Annotated in this window: 19 protein-coding genes; 10 read left to right on the top strand and 9 right to left on the bottom strand. The window is 33.1% G+C overall.

The annotated features are described in order from the left end of the window. Positions 1-8: 8 nt before the first annotated feature. Positions 9-560: a gliding motility-associated peptidyl-prolyl isomerase GldI gene (gldI, locus tag Q0910_RS07790; protein ID WP_299214468.1), complete on the bottom strand. Its 552-nt coding sequence runs from the start codon at positions 558-560 to the stop codon at positions 9-11. Then, complete coding sequence (locus tag Q0910_RS07795) at positions 557-1573, bottom strand: DHH family phosphoesterase (RefSeq protein ID WP_299214470.1); 1017 nt, start codon at positions 1571-1573, stop codon at positions 557-559. Before Q0910_RS07795 ends, gldI begins: the two co-directional genes overlap by 4 nt. Before the next feature lie 182 nt (positions 1574-1755). On the opposite strand from Q0910_RS07795, the gene Q0910_RS07800 reads away from it, so the two are divergent. Both Q0910_RS07800 and Q0910_RS07805 read left to right on the top strand, forming a co-directional pair. Further along, positions 1756-1935, top strand: coding sequence for a hypothetical protein (locus Q0910_RS07800; RefSeq protein WP_299214472.1), 180 nt, complete (start codon positions 1756-1758; stop codon positions 1933-1935). 243 nt (positions 1936-2178) lie between these two features. Next, on the top strand, positions 2179-2598 hold the full coding sequence (locus Q0910_RS07805; protein ID WP_027395629.1) for a nucleoside-diphosphate kinase: 420 nt from the start codon (positions 2179-2181) through the stop codon (positions 2596-2598). A gap of 84 nt (positions 2599-2682) precedes the next feature. Here Q0910_RS07805 and Q0910_RS07810 read toward each other — a convergent pair whose 3' ends face one another. Genes Q0910_RS07810 through Q0910_RS07820 form a run of 3 tightly spaced genes read right to left on the bottom strand, consistent with a single transcriptional unit; the run spans position 2683 to position 6730 of the window. After that, on the bottom strand, positions 2683-5235 hold the full coding sequence (locus Q0910_RS07810; RefSeq protein WP_299214474.1) for a TonB-dependent receptor: 2553 nt from the start codon (positions 5233-5235) through the stop codon (positions 2683-2685). A gap of 4 nt (positions 5236-5239) precedes the next feature. Next, entirely contained in the window at positions 5240-6154 is a 915-nt protein-coding gene (locus tag Q0910_RS07815; RefSeq protein WP_299214476.1) for a FecR domain-containing protein, read from the bottom strand. Between the two features lie 54 nt (positions 6155-6208). Continuing rightward, on the bottom strand, positions 6209-6730 hold the full coding sequence (locus tag Q0910_RS07820) for an RNA polymerase sigma-70 factor (RefSeq protein WP_299214478.1): 522 nt from the start codon (positions 6728-6730) through the stop codon (positions 6209-6211). Between the two features lie 174 nt (positions 6731-6904). On the opposite strand from Q0910_RS07820, the gene Q0910_RS07825 reads away from it, so the two are divergent. Then, positions 6905-8062: a hypothetical protein gene (locus Q0910_RS07825; RefSeq protein ID WP_299214480.1), complete on the top strand. Its 1158-nt coding sequence runs from the start codon at positions 6905-6907 to the stop codon at positions 8060-8062. A 217-nt stretch (positions 8063-8279) separates the two neighbouring features. Beyond that, positions 8280-9977, top strand: coding sequence for a hypothetical protein (locus Q0910_RS07830; protein WP_299214482.1), 1698 nt, complete (start codon positions 8280-8282; stop codon positions 9975-9977). A gap of 153 nt (positions 9978-10130) precedes the next feature. Here the strand turns inward: Q0910_RS07830 and Q0910_RS07835 are convergent, their stop codons facing one another. Further along, complete coding sequence (locus Q0910_RS07835) at positions 10131-11444, bottom strand: M57 family metalloprotease (protein ID WP_299214484.1); 1314 nt, start codon at positions 11442-11444, stop codon at positions 10131-10133. A 697-nt stretch (positions 11445-12141) separates the two neighbouring features. On the opposite strand from Q0910_RS07835, the gene Q0910_RS07840 reads away from it, so the two are divergent. Together Q0910_RS07840 and Q0910_RS07845 are read left to right on the top strand one after the other, a co-directional pair. Continuing rightward, positions 12142-13602: a hypothetical protein gene (locus Q0910_RS07840; RefSeq protein ID WP_299214486.1), complete on the top strand. Its 1461-nt coding sequence runs from the start codon at positions 12142-12144 to the stop codon at positions 13600-13602. Between the two features lie 179 nt (positions 13603-13781). Then, positions 13782-14174: a hotdog domain-containing protein gene (locus Q0910_RS07845; RefSeq protein ID WP_299214488.1), complete on the top strand. Its 393-nt coding sequence runs from the start codon at positions 13782-13784 to the stop codon at positions 14172-14174. Here the strand turns inward: Q0910_RS07845 and Q0910_RS07850 are convergent. From Q0910_RS07850 to Q0910_RS07860, 3 genes are read right to left on the bottom strand one after another with little or no spacing between them, the layout of a single operon-like run. Continuing rightward, entirely contained in the window at positions 14160-14456 is a 297-nt protein-coding gene (locus Q0910_RS07850; protein WP_299214490.1) for a DUF721 domain-containing protein, read from the bottom strand. The two genes, Q0910_RS07845 and Q0910_RS07850, sit on opposite strands and share 15 nt — an antisense overlap. Next, positions 14457-14870, bottom strand: a complete 414-nt coding sequence (locus Q0910_RS07855; protein ID WP_299214494.1) for a lipocalin family protein — start codon at positions 14868-14870, stop codon at positions 14457-14459. It abuts the gene before it with no gap. A gap of 12 nt (positions 14871-14882) precedes the next feature. Continuing rightward, positions 14883-15971, bottom strand: a complete 1089-nt coding sequence (locus Q0910_RS07860) for a DNA replication/repair protein RecF (protein WP_299214497.1) — start codon at positions 15969-15971, stop codon at positions 14883-14885. A gap of 136 nt (positions 15972-16107) precedes the next feature. On the opposite strand from Q0910_RS07860, the gene Q0910_RS07865 reads away from it, so the two are divergent. The 4 genes from Q0910_RS07865 to mutL all read left to right on the top strand — a co-directional run bounded on the left by Q0910_RS07865 (position 16108) and on the right by mutL (position 19799). Further along, positions 16108-16881, top strand: a complete 774-nt coding sequence (locus Q0910_RS07865) for a tetratricopeptide repeat protein (protein WP_299214499.1) — start codon at positions 16108-16110, stop codon at positions 16879-16881. An 85-nt stretch (positions 16882-16966) separates the two neighbouring features. Next, positions 16967-17464 carry a 6,7-dimethyl-8-ribityllumazine synthase gene (gene ribH / locus Q0910_RS07870; RefSeq protein WP_299214501.1) on the top strand — a complete coding sequence of 166 codons (498 nt, stop codon included), beginning with the start codon at positions 16967-16969 and terminating at the stop codon, positions 17462-17464. A gap of 163 nt (positions 17465-17627) precedes the next feature. Beyond that, positions 17628-17921 carry a hypothetical protein gene (locus Q0910_RS07875; RefSeq protein ID WP_299214504.1) on the top strand — a complete coding sequence of 98 codons (294 nt, stop codon included), beginning with the start codon at positions 17628-17630 and terminating at the stop codon, positions 17919-17921. Further along, positions 17922-19799 (top strand): DNA mismatch repair endonuclease MutL, encoded by a 1878-nt coding sequence (mutL, locus tag Q0910_RS07880; RefSeq protein WP_299214509.1) that lies wholly within the window; start codon positions 17922-17924, stop codon positions 19797-19799. Positions 19800-19803: the final 4 nt, after the last annotated feature.

Below are 19803 nucleotides of genomic sequence, written 5' to 3' on the forward strand. Positions count from 1 at the left end.
GTTAAGGTTTAATTTTCTTTTGTTGATTGTTTTGTGATTTTATTAAGTGTTACTCTTGATATTAACGGAATATTTGTCCCAATCTTATGATCATCCCCATAATAACCGTAAGCCTGGTAAGATGGGAACAAAAATGTTACTATTTCTCCTTCTTTCATTAGTTTTAAGCCTTCTCTTAATCCAAAAAAAAGATCTTCCTGATCAATAGAATAGTTCACAGTATCTAGCTCTTTTTGATTATAGATGATAGTACCATTTAGATTTTTTACATCATAATTGAAATTTACAATATCACCAAACTTTGGTGTAATAGAAGAAATGGTATCTTTTTTCTCGTAATAATACCAGAAACCACCATCTGATGAAATATAATTGTTTAATGAATCTTCTTTAATAATTTTTTGAATCCTTGCTTCTTCTCTAGCACTGAGCTCTTTATTCCTATTTATTGATTCATTAATAAATGACCCTGATGAAATACTAATCGGTTTCCTTGCTTCTGGTGCTTTACAAGAAAAAAACAGCGTTAAAACACTTAAGGATAGAAGAAAATGTCTCATGGATTTAGGGCATTTTTATAGGAGGGTAAGATACTAATAAATTTCTCAACAGTTTCCTCAAGAGAAAGATTGCTTTTTCCGCCTGCAGCGTTGTGATGACCACCTCCTTCAAAATGATTTCTGGAAAATTCATTTACAGAAAAATCACCCTTAGAACGTAGAGAGATTTTTATAATATTTTCGCCTTTGTTTTCAATAAAAATCAATGCAAAAACCATTCCTTCTAGAGATAACCCCATATTAACGAATGCCTCTGTATCACCTTTCTTAAAATTATGGTCATCTAATTCTTTTTGTGATAACGTGATATAAGCAGTTTTATATTCCGGAAGTACTTTTAAATTCTTTAAAGCTACTCCTTGCAATTGCAATCTGGAGTACGAATTGGTATCGTAAATATTTTCGTGGATTCTGGTATTATCAGCTCCGCGATCAATTAAATCTGCAATTACTCTATGTGTGGTACTGGTTGTGGATCTAAATCGAAATGAACCCGTATCCGTCATAATACCAATATAAATACAAGTAGCGATATCAGCATTTATTCTATCGAGATCATCTAACTTTTCTATAAAATGATAGATCATTTGGCAAGTAGAACTCATACCAACGTCACTGTAAGTATATGTAGCGTAATCATCCGGTTGCTGGTGATGATCAATCATAATAAATGTAGTATCAGTTTGGGTCAAAACATTTTCCATATTTCCAGTCCTGGAGAAATGATTGAAATCTAAGGTGAAAATAATATCTGCCTCTTTAATTTTAGATACTGCAAGACCATTATCACTATCATATTTTATAATGGTATTCTCTCCTGGAATCCATTTTAAAAAGTTTGGGTAATCATTAGGTGTAATAACAGTAGAATGATGACCTAATCCAGACAGGTAATGATGTAATGCTAAGGTAGACCCAATAGCATCTCCATCTGGATTTTTATGAGGGATAATAACAATCTTTTTTGGAGTGCTCAAAAGCACCTTTATTTCTTTAATCTCACTAGTATTCATAGATCAGCGAATATACTATTAATTAATAATATGGTAATAAAGGAATTCTTAATTTTATGGAGTTCTAATTCATTCTAAAATCAAAACCCAAAACGGTATATTTTTTATATTATTTTTTAGAATTCATTGTGCCTTTTGTCAAACAATACCACAAAGCGACACTTCTGATTTTATTGTTGCTTTTGGAATTTTCAAAAACAAATTTATCGGGATTACCATACCCATTAGTAAATCTTACCTCTAGTGGATTAGCACATGCGTATACAAGATATAGCGGAGAACCTAATCAATATAGAGTAGGAGAGGTAGTTTTACGGCAAGTTTTTGGATTTTATAATTCAATTTTGATACCCAAGAAGTAACTATGCAGATGTGAGGTGAAAATAATATCATATTACAGGAAATAGTGCAACAATATCTTAAAAATTAGAGTTTTTCGATTTGATTTTGGAAAAGACAGTACTTTCTGAGGATATTTCTTGTTTTTGATGCTTTTATCTATACTTTTGCACAAAATTTTGCATTTGGCCAAAATGGTCAAAAGAAATATTAAAAGAATAAAGTTTCCTTTTAAAAGGAAATAAGATAAAAATCAAATTTTAAAAATGGCAACAAATAGAACTTTTACAATGCTTAAGCCAGATGCGGTAAGAAAAGGCTACATCGGTGCGATCCTTGAACAAATCACTGCTTCAGGTTTTAGAATTGTAGCAATGAAATTAACGCAATTAACTACTGATGATGCTAAAGCGTTTTACGCAGTACACAGTGAGCGTCCTTTTTATGGAGAATTAGTAGAGTATATGACTAGTGGTCCAATCGTGGCAGCAATTCTTGAAAAGGAAAATGCTGTAGAAGATTTTAGAACCTTAATTGGTGCTACAAATCCAGAAGAAGCTGCAGAAGGAACTATCCGTAAGAAATTTGCTACTTCTATCAGTGAGAATGCTGTTCACGGAAGTGATAGTGATGATAATGCTGCTATCGAAGGTGCTTTCCATTTCTCAGGAAGAGAGCAGTTCTAAGAATAGAATATATTATTATAATAGTATTCAAAACCATCCGCCTTATGTGGATGGTTTTTTGTTTTTAATGTTTATCGATACATACTACCAAAACACTCTAAAACTTAGATTTGGAGTAATGCCCAAAGCAAAAATATCCGAATTTATAAATCGATTATCCAATGAATTAGTAGTTCTAAATTCTCGGTTCAATAAATTTTCCCGATCATAAAGATTCAGAACAGACAACCCTAATCGATATCTAACATTAGACGTCGATCTTATTTTAAAATCATAAATGGCAGAAAAATCAAGTCTATGATATACTGGAAGATTATTACCATTGATTTCTCCAAAATCCAATAATACCAGATTTCCACTTTCATCAACACCAGAAACATTAGTAAAAGCTTTACCGGTATGCCAGAGCCAACCTAAAGAGAATTGAAAGTCATTGATCTTATAGAAGTGGGACCATTTTACGGTATGTTCTATATTCCAGTTACCCGGAAAAGATTCATTGTTATTGATATCATCAAATTTATTTTGAGTATTGATATAAGAATAACTTACCCAGGTTTTGTAGTTTTTAAAATGTTTTTTTAGGAAAAAATCAATTCCATAAACCCTACTTTCGCCAGTATGATAGGTGTTGTCAATTGGATTAATGAAACCAGCAGTTAGCGAAGTGATATCATCTATTTGTTTGTAATATGTGTCTATATCAAAATACCATTTATTTTTCTTAAAACTACTTCCTACAGTAAATTGATAACTGCTGATTATCGGGAATTGTTCTTTGTTGGCTAATGTCCATATTTGGTTTTCTAAGGATAGATCACTAACTACAGATTCTCTGATCTGACTGACAGCCTGACTTCGATATTCTCCCGTGGCATTAACTTCCCAATACTTTGATAAGTTTTTTTGTATGAAAATACGAGGTTCAATACATGATTTGTCTAATTCTGCGTAGTGGTTCAAACGCAACCCGGCAGAAAGATAGAAGTTTTTAGGAGTTTCGTATTTATATTCGCCATAGACTGCGTGTGTATTCAGAAAACGATCATCTTGATCCAAAATTAATTCATATGTTGGAGTAGTCGTTACAAATGCATACTTAATTGTATTATTAGAAAATTGATACCCACCAAGAATCTTATGGTTATCAGATAATGAATAATTAAGGTCTAAAGCCGTGCCAAAATCCTTTACGCTATTCTTTTTGCTTTCTATTTCGGTTGTGGTTCCTGATTCTTCGGTTATGAATTGATAGTTTAGTAAATATCTCGTGTAATATCCGCTGGTTTTAACACTAAAATTATTATTCCAGATATGTTTCCAGCTTATGTTGTATCCTTCGTTCTCAGTTATTAAGTCATCATTAAAAGACATAAGATCGTCACTTCGCTTAAAATCAAGATCATTTTTGCTATAAAGTGCATTCGCTTCAATTTTATCAAAATCTGAAAGTTTGGCAATTAAATTAGCATTATAATCCGCGTAGAAAAAATCATTTTTAGCTTCATTAAGTGGGTTAGTCTCTGCGATGGTTGTATTCTGAAAAACGCGATCCGCAAATTGCTTATAAGTAAATGTTTCCAAAACATCAGTATATGAACGTCTTCCGGATACTTGTAGTGATACTTTATCCTTTATAATTGGAGCGTGAACGACAGCATCCGCATTGATCATATTAAAACCGGCCCCTCCAGTAAAACGTTCTGCAACCTCATTTTCAGTTTTGATATCAATCACCCCAGAGATTCTATCTCCGTATTTAGCGCTTACTCCACTTTTCGAAAAATCAACTTCTTTTACTACATAAGGATTAAAAGCGGATAACATACCAAAAAAGTGTCCTTGATGGTATGTTTTGATACCGTTCCAAAGTACTAGGTTTTGATTAGGAGCACTACCACGTACATATAATCCCGATGCAGTTTCGAATGGACTATTAACACCAGGAGTCAATTGGATACTTTGTAAAATGTCTGGTTCTGTAAGCCCAGGTAGTATCTCAATATCCTTTAGATCGATATTCACTACTTTTTTGTTTTGAGTAATTCCTTTGGTAAGGTATTCCTGGATAATGACTTCATCGAGTGTTTCAATAGTATTGGTAAGGTAGATCTTAATACAGTCGTTTTTATCATCAAATTCTGTGGTATTTAAAACTTTCTGTCTAAATCCCGGTGCGCTGATTAAAATTGCTGAATTAAAAGGAACTTCTTTATTCTGAAAATATCCTTTTTCGTTTGTAGTAATATTGGTTCTGGAGGCTTTAAAGAAAACTCTGATTTTTTCTAAGGGTTCTGAGTTTTCATTATAAATATAACCGCAAACGCTAACGGTATCTTTTTTAGAGTATTTTCTAATTGTAATAAAATTTTCTCCTGTGACTTCAAACTTTAATTTCGATTGTTGCTCGAGAGTATCAATAACATCTTCTAAGCTAGTTTCGGTATTAGTTTGTAGAGATACTAATTTATTAATAATAGTTGCATCGATATATGAGAATTTTACATCGAATTGTTTTTCTAAAGAAGGAATTATCTGAGACAGTGGTTTGTTTTCAGCATCAATGATGTTTGCTTTTTCTTGCGAAAAAACAGATATACTCCACAAAAGTATGCATACACATAAAAGTCTCGTCATGCTCTTAATTTTCTACTACCACGGTCTTACCGTCTTGCAATAGTTGGTATTGCAAACCTAAGGTACTAAAAACTGTTTTAAGAGCAACGTCTATATCATTATTAGGAAAAGTTCCGGTATAAATTATATCAGTATCTATGCTTTTTGTATCGATAGTGATATTGTATTGATCCTCTAACTCTTTAAAAACATAACCTAATGGAACACTTCTAAACGAACTTGTATTAGTGATCCAGGAAGGTTCTAGTGCTTCAAAAGTCCAGTTTTCAGAAGCGATACGGGCAATTTTTCTATACCCTTTTCCGGCTGTAAGGATTGTGTTTTCTTGACCACTACTAACACTCACTTTACCTTCATAACAAACTGCTTCAAAAAATGAAGCTTGCGATTGCACATTAAATTCAGTTCCTAGCACAGAAACATCTCCGTTAGTAGTAGTTACAGTAAAGGTACTTCCTTTTTTTACTTTAAAATAAGCTTCACCGTCTAAGGATACAGTTCGGTTAGTATCCCAGTTTTTTTTATCGAAACTAGCTTCAGACTTAGCATTAAGTATCATTTCGGAACCATCAGGAAGCGTAACTGCTAATTGTTCTCCAAAGGAAGTCGTGAATGAATCATTAGAATTGAATAAGAATAATCCAAATATTATTACAATCGAAGCTGCTGCTGCCAAATAAGGCCAAAGTTTAATAACGGGTTTTGTACTTTTCTGAGAAGAAGTATTTCTTCTTGATTTTATAGTGTTTAAAGCTGTATCTACATCATACGCTTTTAGGTTCAAAGCATCAGCACCAGCCATAATCTTCATATAATACTCGTACTCCGGATGCGATTGGAACTCATGAAGTTCCTCTGGAGAAAGTTCTCCATTTATCCATCTGGATAAGAATATATCATCTTTTTTATCGTCAAACATAATCTGCTTATATATAATAAAAACGTTTGAGTTTGGTATTACCCTACCTCTGTTTTAAATATTTCCAATTTTTTTTCTTAATGTTACCAAAGCTTTATGCATTAATTTCTCAATTGCTTTTACTGATACATTAGATAATTCGGCAATTTCTCTATATGTTTTTTTATCAATTCTACTCAAAAGAAAAACTTCTCTCTGTCTATCTGGTAAATCAGCTATAGCATTTTTTAGTTTCTCCATATATTCTTTTTCAAGCATAACGAATTCCGGAGATTCATTTGTCACATCACTTTTTCGTTGTGTAATGTAATTTTGATGTTTGAACTTTACTTGCTGGTGACGTGCAATACTAATTCCAAGATTAGTAGCTATTGTATAGACATAGCTTTTTGCTTTATCCAAAGGAACCTTTGTACAGTTATTCCATAATTTAATAAAGGAGTCTTGTACGATATCTTCCGCTTGATCAAGATCCCCGAATTTATAATATAGATAACTTCTCAAAAGTTTTGCATGACTTTTAAAAAATTGGTCAAAGGCTTGTTCGTCACAAGTAGAGTTTTTACTATCAGACATTTGGGGATTGATTTGGTGTCAAAACTAGATTTTTTTTCTGGTACCGAAAAAAGAAATTACAAAAAAAAATAAAAGATAGGGTGGGGTAGGTTGTTCGCTTAACGTTTTACTATTGTTATAACACACAAACATCTCAATTGAGTTTTTACTTAATCTTTAATTAAAAAAAATAAAATGAAAAATCTTAGAACCCTTTGTCTACTTATGCTAGGGCTTATAGTAACATTCACATCTTGTGAAGAAAATGATGAAAACGATCAATCCTCAGAATGTCCTGAATTATCTTTTGAAAGAGATGGTGGGAAATTAGTTGCTAATTTTGAAGAAATAAATAGTTTAGATACTTACGAATGGTTTGTAAACGACCAATTAGCAGAAACCGAGAGCTTAGAAGATCAACGTGACAATATCTTAGATATTTCTGAATATGAAGTAGGTACTTATACCATTTGTGTAAAAGCGGAAACTCCTGATTGTCCTGAAGGTGTAGAGTTTTGTAAAGAAATTGTAATAGAAGAAGAAGGAAATGAATCTTGTCCTAATCTAGCTTTTACAAGAGAAGGAGAATATTTGATAGCAGATTTTGAAGGAATAGCGAACCTAGGATTTTATGCTTGGAAGATTACCGGCGAGGTGCTGGGTAATGAAACTTTAATAGAGAATGAAGGACTAGATTTTCAAGGTGATAATAAATTTTTACTAAGTACGCTACAGGCAGGAAAATATACCATTTGTCTTATATCAGAGAGTCCAACTTGCACCCAAGCAGAACCTTTCTGCAAAGAAATAGAAGTAGGAGATACTAACAATGGTTCTTGTCCAGAGCTAAAGTTTATAGAAGAGGGAACATTAATGTTTGCCAGTTTCCCTGGGATTGATCAATTAAGCGTTTATGAATGGTTTGTAGATGGGCAATTGGTGGAAACCGAAAATTCACAAAATCAGGAAAGAGATGATTTGCTTGATTTGAGTTCTTATAACCCAGGAACGTATACAGTTTGTATTAAAGCAGAAACTAATGACTGTCCAAATGGAGTGGAGTTTTGTATAGATGTTGTTATTCCTGAGCCACAAGCCATTGATTGCACCGTTTTTGATGTAGTAAACTACGAAGATAAAATAGCAATCGCAACGACATTATCTATTACAGATATTGATCCAAACTCTGTAATATGGACAATTGATGGTGCAGTAATTACACCAATCACACCTAGAGTTGCAAGGCTTCAAGATCATGTTAATCAGTCCGGTACATATGAAATCTGTTATAAAGCGGTTTCACAAACTTGTGGTGACTTAGAGAAGTGTATTGAGATAGATTATCAGGGATAGATTCATAAGAAAGAAATCATTCCGAATATTTTACTAATGGGGTCATACGCGCGTATGACCCTGTTTTATTAGGTGGTATTTAAGAAAAAAGAACTGTGATTAACATTTTTTTGTAGGAATAGGGGTAGGGTATTCTTTTTGTGCTGCGTTTCATTATTGTGGAGCTGATAAAACGCTTCTTAAAATTAATTATTGACAACCCCTAAAAATTATAACGATGAAAAAACTTAGTATTTGGTGTGTAATGATCTTTACACTGTTATTAGGATTTACTTCTTGCGAAGAAAATGAAGAGTTTGAAACGTGTCCGGATATTACTATTAATATAGATAATGTACCAGGTAGTGCTGTATATCGTTTCGTGGCTCAATTAGATGGAATAGAAGATGTACGATTTACTTGGTCTATTGATGGAGAAGAAGTGGATACAGGAAATCTGAATGATATTGCAGGCCAGATTTTTGATTATCAATTCGAAGAAGGAACACATACTATTTGTGTAAAGGTAGCAAGTGATACCTGTCCTTTAGAAGTATGTAAAGAGATCGAAGTGGAGCGAGACGAAACTGACCCTTGTCCAGACCTATTCTTCGAAGCAAGACAGTACGAAAGACCAAATAAGTATAAGTTTATAGCAGATTTTCCAGGAATTGAAGAAACACCTTATGAGTGGTTTATTAATGGAGAGTTAGTGGAAAATGATAATCAGAATGATGATAACTACTTATTCTGGGAATTTAATGAGCCTGGAAGATATGAAGTATGTATCAAATCAGAAACTCCTGATTGTCCTAATGGAGCTTCGTATTGTAAAGTGATTGAAGTAGAAGAAATAGAAGAGAGATGCCCTGAGGTTTCTTTTGTAAAAGAAATGGAACCAGGAACTACTGGAACGTATGTGTTCGAAGCTCAGATTGAAGAAATCGATGCAGCAACCGAAATACAATGGTATATCAATGGAGATCTTATCGAAAACCCAACAGATCAACAAGGTGGAGCAAGAGTTTTAACGTATCAATTCGAGCCAGGTGTATACGAAGTTTGCTTAAAAGTATTCACAGAGGATTGCCCTGATGGAGTAATCTATTGTAAAGAGATCAGAGTTGGAGAAGATGCGTGTCCAGATTTATTTTTTATTGCTGAACAAGACGGTGATAATCCTGCGTATTATTTCCAGGTAGAATTTGAAGGAGCAGATCAATTTGAATGGTTAGGATGGTTTATTAATGGTGAATTTGTAGAAGATTCTAATAATGGAGACAATAACAGATTCTACTATCAATTCGAGCCAGGAAGATATGAAGTATGCTTAAAAACTGAAACTCCAGAATGTCCAGAAGGAACATCGTATTGTAAAGTAATAGAAATACCTGGCACGACTGCTTGCCCAGAGTTATTCTTCGAAGCAGAACAAGATGGTGATAATCCTGCATACTATTTTTATCCAAGCGCTTTTGATGGTATAGATAATGTAACATTAGAGTGGTCTGTAAATGGAGATTATGTTGGAACAAGTTCGGGACACAATGATCCTTTCTACTTTCAGTTTAATCCAGGAAGATATGAAGTGTGTCTTTCTGTAGAAACACCAGATTGCCCAGAAGGAGTGACATTCTGTAAAGTTATCGAAGTAGAAGAAACAACTTCAGATTGCCCAAATCTTAACTTCCAGATTGAACAAGAAGGAGATACACCTGGATATAATTTCTGGGCAGAATTCGAGGGAATGAGTGATGTTTCCTACGAATGGACGATCAATGGAGAGGTTGTAAACTCAGAAATTATCGGTAGTAACGATAGAGATGATTATTTATACTACCAATTCGGATCAGGTACATACGAAATCTGTATCATAGCAGAAACACCGAATTGTCCTAATGGAACTACATTTTGTAAAACATTAGTGATCGAATAAACAAGTTTAGTTAGGTTAGATTAATTAGGTTGATTCCCTGGGAGCATTGCCATTCTTCCAGGGAATTTTGTTTATTAAACTTTACAAGGTTATTGAAGTTAGAACTTAGATCATAAAATAAACGAGTTTGCAATGACGGATTTTATATAGAAATTAAAATTCTCCTCCACCCTCGTTATTAGAACAATCTACAAACTCAACTTCGGTTTCGAACCATTCTGAAGTACCGCAGGGGTTAGTTCTTCTTATTCCAAAAACATACCAACCAGGAGAAGGGGTGTAATTTAATGTTCCTGAATTTCCGGAATAATTTGTTGATGGACTATATACAATAGATAAGCTAGGCCATCTTCGAAGTCTTATTTGATGCGTTGTACCTGATAATCTTGGAAAGATATCATACGTATTACCATAATGACTAGAACAAAAATAATCAGTTTCTCCAATGCCATTGCCAAATTCAATATAGTCTACAACAGCTTTTCCTATCCACACATCTTTACGAATGTTTTGCGTTGGAGAATTAGCTTGGACAAATCCTGATCCATTAAAAGAACTATTTACGGGCTTTACAGTAATACTATTATTTGAAGAAGATAGAATCTGGAGATTTGAAGATGTTGTCCAGGTTAGGGGGATATTTGAATTTTCTATTGTATAAACAGCGGTAGAAGTATTGCACACTAGTGAGGATCCAGTTGGCGTTAAGGGAGGGAATAAAAACGCTACTGCTGAAAAATCTCCCGTACTGAAATTATTAATTGTACAAGCTTGACCGCCATTCATTACAGATTGGGCGTCTGTACTTGGAGTTCCTGGAATTAGACTTCCAAACGTTTGATTCGTATGTGTTAGGCCTAAATTATGACCCAATTCATGTTGAACATTAGAAATCCTCATATTTTGAGTAATAGCTCCACTACAAGCATTAAAATCGGGATTGATCCAAATCCTTGTTCCTGGCAAACCATTAGTTGCCGGGAATTCACCCATTCCAAAAACATTAGCAGCTAAAGTAAGTGCTGGGTCTTGAGAATCATACATAATTTCGATATGTGCATTGGCAGTTGTTGTAGTTATGTTTAATAGCAATCCTGAACTAGCGTTATTCCATCGATTGATAGCATCCACAGAAGCGTTTCTCCAGGCTTGATTCATACCAGGATTTATAAATACTTGGATACTATTAATAGTCACAGAATTAGGATGTTCTCTTTGTTTAGTATTAGAATTTTCAGGTTTATGATATTTTTTGTTTTTATAAAATACAATGTCCTTATCTACTAAATAATATGTTCCCATATCTTCAATTTCATGATCTGAAAATCCCCAAGCTTTCAAGGTTTCAAATACTGAATCTATTTCCGGAATGCTTTCATTTTCTGTTAAAAGATCATCTTTAGAGCACCCTATAAAAATGAGGAGTAACAAATTTAATAGAAATAGTTTTTTAAATAATTTTTTCATCGGTGTGAGTTTTAGAGTTGCCTTACCTTGTTTAGGAGTGTTCAGGTCATTTTTTTCTCCTTACCACTGTTCACCTAAAATGAAGAGAAGTTTCTTTTGTGTGTTTTGTATATCTAATACCATTTTTTTAGCTTAAATCTACTTTAGAGTTGTAATTATTATGTTGATGTATTGATATTTTTGTTGTATCTGATAATCAATAGGAATACAGTTGTTTTAGAGGTATATAGTCAATTATTTTAGGTCTATTCGTTACCCCTAAAAGTTCTAGTCAGTATGTACGCAAGTGAAAGAAAAATCTTATTACATGAATTCCTCGAGTATATTATGATAGTGTTTTCATAAATAAGGTGTTAGTTGGTTTTTCAAATGATTTTTGGTAAGTGTAATTTATTGTTTTATGGGGAGAAAATCAATTATCTTTAGTTAAAAAAATGCATTAATTCTTTTTAATTAAGAGGTGTTTTGTCTTTAAGTAATTCTGAAAAGCAATAAAGTTTCGTGTTTAAATTTTGCTTTAGGATGCCTAGCAAATGAAGGATTCTTTTTGAAGATGTTTTGGATGTAAATAGAAGCATTTTTCGGTTTTGATTTAATTTTCATACATTGAAAATAATTAGGAAGTAGTTTAAAATTACGTTTGTATGGTAGGGTATATTAACTTATAAACGTTTCACTTATATAAAGACAAGTTATTTTGAAGAATTTCAATACATATATACAATTATCAATACTACTCTTTCTGATACTCCTTAGTAGTTGTGTCAATGATGATTCTTTTTTTCCTGAAGAAAATAGAGACGATGTAGTTTCTAGCACTGCTATGGTAACTGTTCTTAATAATTTTAATTCGGATGTGACTTTTCCTGCAGAAAATCAACAGTGTTTTAAATTTGTATATCCTATTACCTTGGGGTATAATACAGATTCAACTATTAGGATAGATAGTTATGATGGATTGATAGATGTAATCTCCAGTCAAGGAGTAAATTTTAATATTACAGGATTGCAATTTCCAATTCAGATTGTTTTTAGAGATACAGATGTAGAAGTTTCTATTGCTAATGAAACTGCTTTATTAAATATTTTACGTGAATGTGAGTTCGATACTGTAAGAGATGAATTTGATCGTTTTTTTAATAGTTGTTTTAAATTTGATTATCCTGTAATTTTAATAGATACTGGTGGAAATGAAACAGACATTGCTTCAGAAGAAGAGTTTCAGATTTTTTATCAAAATCAAGGATCAGTGTATCAACCTGATTTTAAGTTTCCGGTAAATGTACTAGTAGCTCCAAATTTTGAGAGTACGTCAATAGAGACTTATTTTGGTTTTTTCAGAATTATGGAATCTTGTGAACGCCGTTGTCCTGAACTGAATTTTACTTTTGAGCTTGAAGATCGTTTTAATTTAGGATATCGATTTGTAGCGGACTTTCCTAATCTTGAAGTTATAGGTTCTTATAGTTGGTTTATCAATGGAGAATTTATTGAAGATGATGGTCCAAACAATCAAGGGGATAATTTGTTATTGCGTGATTTTGATGCTCCTGGAGTGTATGAAGTTTGTATTAAAACAGAAACAGAAACTTGTCCTGAAGGCATAGAGTTTTGTAAAACTATAGAGGTCACAACCGTTTGTCCAGAGTTGTTTTTCGAATTTGAACAAGAACCAGGAACGTTAGGATATAGTTTTGTTGCTAATTTTGAAGGAATAGACGAGTTAACATATCAATGGTTTATAGATAACCAACTTATAGAGCAGGATGGAGGCGCTAATGGAGATAATATGTTTTTCTCTGAATTATCACCAGGAGTTCATAACGTCTGTATAAAAACGACAACACCTTCTTGTCCGGATGGGGTAGAATTTTGTGAAGAAATTATTGTAGAACCGATTTGTCCTGATTTGTTCTTCACAATAGAACAAGAAGGGAACACTCCTAGTTATAATTTTACAGCACAATTTCCAGACATTGATACGGTAACTTATGAATGGGTAATTAATGGTGATATTATAGAGCAAGATGGTGGTCCAGGAGCAGATAATACTTTGTTTTTTCAATTCGATCCGGGAACTTATGAAATCTGCATTAGGGCAGAAACTGATACTTGTCCTGAAGGAACACAATTTTGTGAAGAATTAATAATTCAATAGATATATTCAATAGGACTTTTTTTGCTGTACTTATTAAAGTTGTAAAATTCCTAGATTAAAATTTGTGATCTAGTAGTATCATTCTTCCTAAATTCAGAAAAAGATAATTCTTCTTTGTAGTATGTTAAACAAGTGTATTCAGATCTTTATTTGTGTAATTTTGTAACAAAGTAAAGGAAATGAGATATCATACAAGAAAGATTGTAAAACCAGGTGATCTAAACCCGAATGAGACCTTGTTTGGAGGCAGATTGTTAGAATGGATTGATGAAGAAGCTGCACTTTATGCAGTTATTCAGTTAGAAAGCAAAAAGGTTGTAACAAAATTTATGTCAGAAATAAATTTTGTCAGTTCCGCTGTTCAGGGTGATATTGTAGAAATAGGAATGGACGTAGTAAAGTTTGGAAGATCATCTTTAATTTTAACTTGTGAAGTTAGAAATAAACTAACTCGGAAAACAATTATTAAAGTAGAAAAGATTACTATGGTTAATCTCGACGAGAAAGGAAAACCTGCACCACATGGCAAGACCAAAATTGAATTCGTAAGGGATAGGCTAGCGCAAAACTAATTTCTTAATCAATTCTCTTCCGAGGCTCTCATTAAGATTAGCGATAATTTTTTCTTTTCCATAGCTTAGTTCTTCTCTAAGTACCGAAGAAGTAAGTTCTATGTATAAGGTTTCTCTGTCTAGCTTAATGTTCCTAGTGTATTTATTAATAGCAGGACCCATGATTTGTTCCCAAACATCACGTACCTCTACCTTATCCAGGCCTTTCTGGAGTTTGTTTTCGCTCACAAAATCTTTAAGAACGTTGTTTATGCTTTGAAGATCATTTTGTCGCCTTGCCATTTATAATTCAATCTTTGTATATGGTTTGTAAAAGTAAAGATTTCCTGCTTCATTTTGTATGATCATCTGGTTTTCTTTTGCAGAAATCAGCGTTTCTTTCCAGGTTGACAATGAAGTTTTGTAATGCATTCTTAGGCTATCATTTTCCATAACTAATGTAAACGTTTCACTATCTCTTGTCGTGATAAAATTGCCGTTTAATTGTGGCTGTACTTTTTTACGAATTCCTTTCATATTATTGACTTCAAAGAAGTCAATGCTTTGATTAAAATTGTATTGTTTTTCAACACCATCAGAAGTAATTACCTTTTCAATTTCCCAATATCCATCAATATGTTTAATGAATGATTCTGGATTTGGTTTTGAACATGAAACTAGTAGAAATACTATAGTATATATGATATGTTTTGACATAAGTTCTATTTTTTAATCAAGTCCAAGCTTAATAATCTTGTAAGATTGAGATATCTTTTTTACCACATTTTCTGTACGATCTGCATGAGTATCACTAATAAAAAGCTGACCGAAATTCTGATCATCTACCAATTGTATGATATGCTCAACACGTTTTTCATCAAGCTTGTCAAAAATGTCATCTAATAGTAGTAATGGATTTACTTTACTTTGTTTTTTGATAAAGTCGAATTGGGCAAGCTTTAAGGCTATCAAAAACGATTTTTGTTGTCCTTGACTTCCAAACTTCTTTATTGGGTGTCCTTCAATCTCAAAAGACAAATCATCTTTATGTACTCCTACACTTGTATATTGTAACATTCGATCTTTTGCTAAGTTTTGTTCCAAAAGCGTTAATAAATCATTTTCCGATAATTTACTTTGATAACTTAGTGCAACAGATTCTTTGCCAGAACTAATAGCTTCATAACGATTTATGAAAATAGGTATAAATGTTTCGAGGAAAGTAGTTCTTTTCTGATGAATGATACTACCAAGTTCATTCATTTGTTGATTATAAATTTCTAAAGTAGTAGGGTCAAATGTATTGTTAGCGGCAAAATACTTCAACAATGAATTACGCTGAGAAACAACTTTAGCATATTTTAATAAAGTAGAAAGATACGCAGTATCACTCTGAGAAATTACACCATCTATAAATTTACGACGGGTATCACTTCCATCTGTAATCAGGTCTCTATCGGCTGGAGAAATAATAACCAGGGGAAGAAAACCAATGTGTTCACTAAAAGTGTCGTAGGCCTTACCATTTCGTTTTATTACTTTTTTCTGTCCTCTTTTTGCACTAACAATTACTTTTTCTTCTCGATCCAATTTTTCATATACCCCTTCAACTACAAAAAAATCAGTGTCGTGTTTTATGTTTTGACCCGTAATTGGGTTGAAATAGCTTTTTCCAAAAGATAAATGATAAATGGCATCCAGAATATTAGTTTTTCCTACTCCATTGTGGCCAACAAGGCAATTAATCTTATCATCAAATTCGAAATTGATGGATTCAAAATTTTTATAATTAATTAAAGAAAGTGATTTTATAATCATAAATTACTGATCGTCAGCAAGTAGCGACATTTTTGAAATTCTCAAATAAGAAGTGCAAAATATTGAAAAATAACAAATATTTTCGCTTTTAATTATGAATAAAAATTTTATTTTTGCCGTTCATTAAATATAATTTATGGCAACTTATAAGAAACGAGGATACAAACCAAAAAATAAAGCAGAAGAGGTAGAGCAATTAGAAGACAATTCTACAACTGCTGAAGTATTTAATACTTTAGATGAAGGTGCTTCCCGAACTGAAGAATGGGTTGCTGCTAATCAAAAATATATATTTATCATTGTTGGTGCTATCGCTGTTATAGTTTTAGGATATCTTGGATATCAGAAATATATTCAGGAGCCAAAAGAATTAGAAGCATCTAATGAGATGTTCAAGGCACAGCAATATTTTGATAATGCAGTAAATGGTAATACTACTGTTAGTGATTCTTTATATACATTAGCCCTTAATGGAGGAGAAGGTAAATATGGATTTTTAGAAATCATAGAAAACTACGGTGGTACTAAGGCAGCTAACCTGGCTAATTATTATGCAGGATTCTCATACCTTAATATGAACAAGTATCAAGAAGCTATTGATTATCTAGATAAGTTTAAGAGTGATGATGAAATGCTTGGCCCTTTAGCATTAGGAGGAATCGGTGATGCTTTTGCTCAGTTAGATCAAATGGGTGAAGCTTTATCTTATTATGAAAAAGCAGTAAAAGCTAAGAATAATGAATTTACGACTCCTAAGTTTTTATTAAAGTCTGCAATCACTGCAATATCACTAGATAAACCAGAAGTAGCGATTACGTACTTAGAAAGAATAAAAGAAGAGTTCTCTAAAAGTGTAGAAGCTAATCAGGCTGATGTGCATTTAGGAAGAGCTCAAGGAATGCTTAAGTAGTTTACAGTTGTTGGTTTTTAGTTCTTAGTTTTTAAAACAAAGTCATAGAAATTATCAACTACTAACAATAAACGGTCAACCAAATATGGCTACAGAAAATAAAAATTTATCTCAATACGATAAAGCTACAATCCCAAACGCGAAAAATTTTCGGTTTGGGATTGTTGTTTCGGAGTGGAATGAAACTATAACAGAAGGTCTTTTTCAAGGTGCTTTTGATGCTTTAATAGATTGTGGAGCAATAAAAGAAAACATTGTTAGATGGAACGTTCCTGGAAGTTTTGAGCTTATCTATGGTTGCAAGAAAATGCAGGAATCCTATGATATGCTGGATGCTGTTATAGCTATTGGTAGTGTTATTCAGGGAGAAACAAAGCATTTTGATTTTGTATGTGATGGAGTTACTCAAGGAATTAAAGATTTAAATATCCAAAACGATATTCCTGTTATCTTTTGTGTTCTTACCGATAATAATATGCAGCAATCGATAGATCGATCAGGTGGTAAACACGGTAATAAAGGTACAGAGGCTGCTATTGCCGCAATAAAAATGGTACAACTTCGCAAAGACGCTAAGTTCTAAGAAGGGATATTGCGCGCTTTCTATACTATCTTCACTTTTCAAGAATCGAAAAAATGGCATTATCCTTGCTGTTGATATTTTCAATGTTATTGTAATGCTAAAAGCTTTAGATTACTATGCATTTTAAGTATATTTGGATAATATAAAAAGAAAGGAGCAGCACGTGAAATTAAGTATCCCTAAGAGAAAAACAAATCGAAGATATAACTATACTCCAAGGTATTACAAAGGAAAGAGTGAAGGGAATATTTACGATTTCGAAAATAGAATTACTAAATATCGCGAAACTAGAAATGCAATTGACTTTGGTTCTCAATGGAGTGAAGATCGGAAATCAAGCCGTAATAGAGGAAACCGAGAAATTAACAAAAGAGTCATTTATATTGCGTTTGTGCTAATCTTCATCTTTTTATATTTAATTGATTTTGATTTATCCATATTTACTGCCCGACAATAAATGTCAGATATCATCCAACTATTACCGGATCACGTAGCCAATCAAATAGCTGCCGGAGAGGTAGTGCAGAGACCAGCTTCTGTAGTTAAAGAACTATTAGAAAATGCGATTGACGCTAAAGCTTCCCATATAAAACTAATTGTTAAAGAAGCTGGAAAAACACTTATCCAGGTGATTGACGATGGCTTAGGCATGAGTGTCACAGATGCACGACTCAGTTTTGAACGACACGCAACTTCCAAAATAAAAACAGCGGAAGATCTTTTTCAACTCAATACCAAGGGGTTTAGAGGAGAAGCACTTGCATCCATTGCGGCGATTGCGCATGTGGAATTAAAGACCAAACAAGAAGATGATGAGGTCGGAACAGAGATTAAAATAGAAGGTAGTGAGGTTGTTTCTCAAGAGGTTTGTGTTACGCCAAAAGGAACCTCTATTAGTGTTAAGAATTTGTTTTATAACATTCCAGCACGTCGTAATTTTCTAAAATCAAATGCGGTAGAGCTACGACATATTATTGATGAATTTCACAGAGTAGCGATGGTACACGCTGATATTAAATTTGACATGTATCATAACGGAAGTGAAGTTTTTAGTTTGCCAATTTCTAATTGTCGACAACGAATTGTGCATATTTTTGGAGGAAAAACCAATGAAAAATTGGTTCCAGTTGATGAAGAAACGGATTTAGTAAGTATCACAGGGTTTGTATGTAAGCCTGAGTATGCAAAACGAACTCGAGGAGAACAGTTTTTCTTTGTAAACAATAGATTTATAAAAAGTGCTTACCTTAATCATGGAGTCAATTCGGCATTTGAAGGATTACTGAAAGAAAAAACACATCCTAGTTATTTTATTTATCTAACAGTAGATCCAACATCAATAGATATTAATATTCATCCTACAAAGACTGAAATTAAATTTGATGATGAGCATGCATTGTATGCAATGCTGCGATCTACGATAAAACATAGTTTGGGGCAATTTAATGTTGCACCTGTATTGGATTTTAATAGAGATTCATCTATGGATACTCCATATGAGTATAAAAGTAAAATGGTGAAAACGCCAACCATAGAAGTTGATCGAAGTTTTAATCCTTTTAAAGAGGAAAAGAAAGAGGATTCATCATTTTCTTCTACCAAAAGTTATTCGAGTTTTAAAAAAAAATCTGCCGGTAGTTGGGAGAATCTATATGCTGGTTTGGATACAACAGAAATACCGTCTAAACCTACCGAAAGTGAGTTCTCTTCTATACAGTTTGAAAGTGCAGAGGTAACCGGTTCTTTATTTAATGGGGATCAGGAAGCAGCATTGGAGCATAATACAACCTATCAGCTAAGACGAAAATATATTGTGACTACCATAAAAAGCGGTATGGTAATCATCAATCAACACAGAGCACATCAGAGGATATTATATGAAGAGGTATTGCGCAATATCACTATGGCTAGTGCTGTGAGTCAGCAGTTGTTGTTTCCTTTGAAATTATCTTTTTCTAAGCAAGAGATCCAATTACTTAAAACGGTTCAGGAACATTTAGAGAATACCGGTTTCGTTTTTGGAGAGATTTCAGGAGAAGAAGTATCTATTTCGGGCATTCCTACAGTTACTACAGAGAGTGAGGTTTCTGTGCTCTTAGAGAAGTTGGTTAGTGACATAGAACAGGAAGTACCAGACAGTGGGTTTTCTTTAACTGATTTGTTGGCAAGATCTATTTCAGGAAGTATTGCTGTGAGAACAGGAGTGGATTTAGCCAAAGAACAACAACAGCATATAGTGAATAGTCTTTTTGCTTGCACAGAACCAACAGTAACACCAGATAATAAGCCAACTTTCATCACGTTAACAGTAGATGATATAGATAAAAAATTTTAAAAGT

Origin of the sequence: uncultured Aquimarina sp. (assembly GCF_947495315.1) — a bacterium.
GTDB lineage: Bacteria > Bacteroidota > Bacteroidia > Flavobacteriales > Flavobacteriaceae > Aquimarina.

Coding starts and splice junctions, on each gene's coding strand:
- Q0910_RS07815 (WP_299214476.1), bottom strand. CDS start 6,154: ATGTTTGACGATAAAAAAGATGATATATTCTTATCCAGATGGATAAAT.
- Q0910_RS07795 (WP_299214470.1), bottom strand. CDS start 1,573: ATGAATACTAGTGAGATTAAAGAAATAAAGGTGCTTTTGAGCACTCCA.
- ribH (WP_299214501.1), top strand. CDS start 16,967: ATGGCTACAGAAAATAAAAATTTATCTCAATACGATAAAGCTACAATC.
- Q0910_RS07805 (WP_027395629.1), top strand. CDS start 2,179: ATGGCAACAAATAGAACTTTTACAATGCTTAAGCCAGATGCGGTAAGA.
- Q0910_RS07850 (WP_299214490.1), bottom strand. CDS start 14,456: ATGGCAAGGCGACAAAATGATCTTCAAAGCATAAACAACGTTCTTAAA.
- Q0910_RS07855 (WP_299214494.1), bottom strand. CDS start 14,870: ATGTCAAAACATATCATATATACTATAGTATTTCTACTAGTTTCATGT.
- mutL (WP_299214509.1), top strand. CDS start 17,922: ATGTCAGATATCATCCAACTATTACCGGATCACGTAGCCAATCAAATA.
- Q0910_RS07830 (WP_299214482.1), top strand. CDS start 8,280: ATGAAAAAACTTAGTATTTGGTGTGTAATGATCTTTACACTGTTATTA.
- Q0910_RS07845 (WP_299214488.1), top strand. CDS start 13,782: ATGAGATATCATACAAGAAAGATTGTAAAACCAGGTGATCTAAACCCG.
- Q0910_RS07865 (WP_299214499.1), top strand. CDS start 16,108: ATGGCAACTTATAAGAAACGAGGATACAAACCAAAAAATAAAGCAGAA.
- Q0910_RS07835 (WP_299214484.1), bottom strand. CDS start 11,444: ATGAAAAAATTATTTAAAAAACTATTTCTATTAAATTTGTTACTCCTC.
- gldI (WP_299214468.1), bottom strand. CDS start 560: ATGAGACATTTTCTTCTATCCTTAAGTGTTTTAACGCTGTTTTTTTCT.
- Q0910_RS07820 (WP_299214478.1), bottom strand. CDS start 6,730: ATGTCTGATAGTAAAAACTCTACTTGTGACGAACAAGCCTTTGACCAA.
- Q0910_RS07810 (WP_299214474.1), bottom strand. CDS start 5,235: ATGACGAGACTTTTATGTGTATGCATACTTTTGTGGAGTATATCTGTT.
- Q0910_RS07860 (WP_299214497.1), bottom strand. CDS start 15,971: ATGATTATAAAATCACTTTCTTTAATTAATTATAAAAATTTTGAATCC.
- Q0910_RS07825 (WP_299214480.1), top strand. CDS start 6,905: ATGAAAAATCTTAGAACCCTTTGTCTACTTATGCTAGGGCTTATAGTA.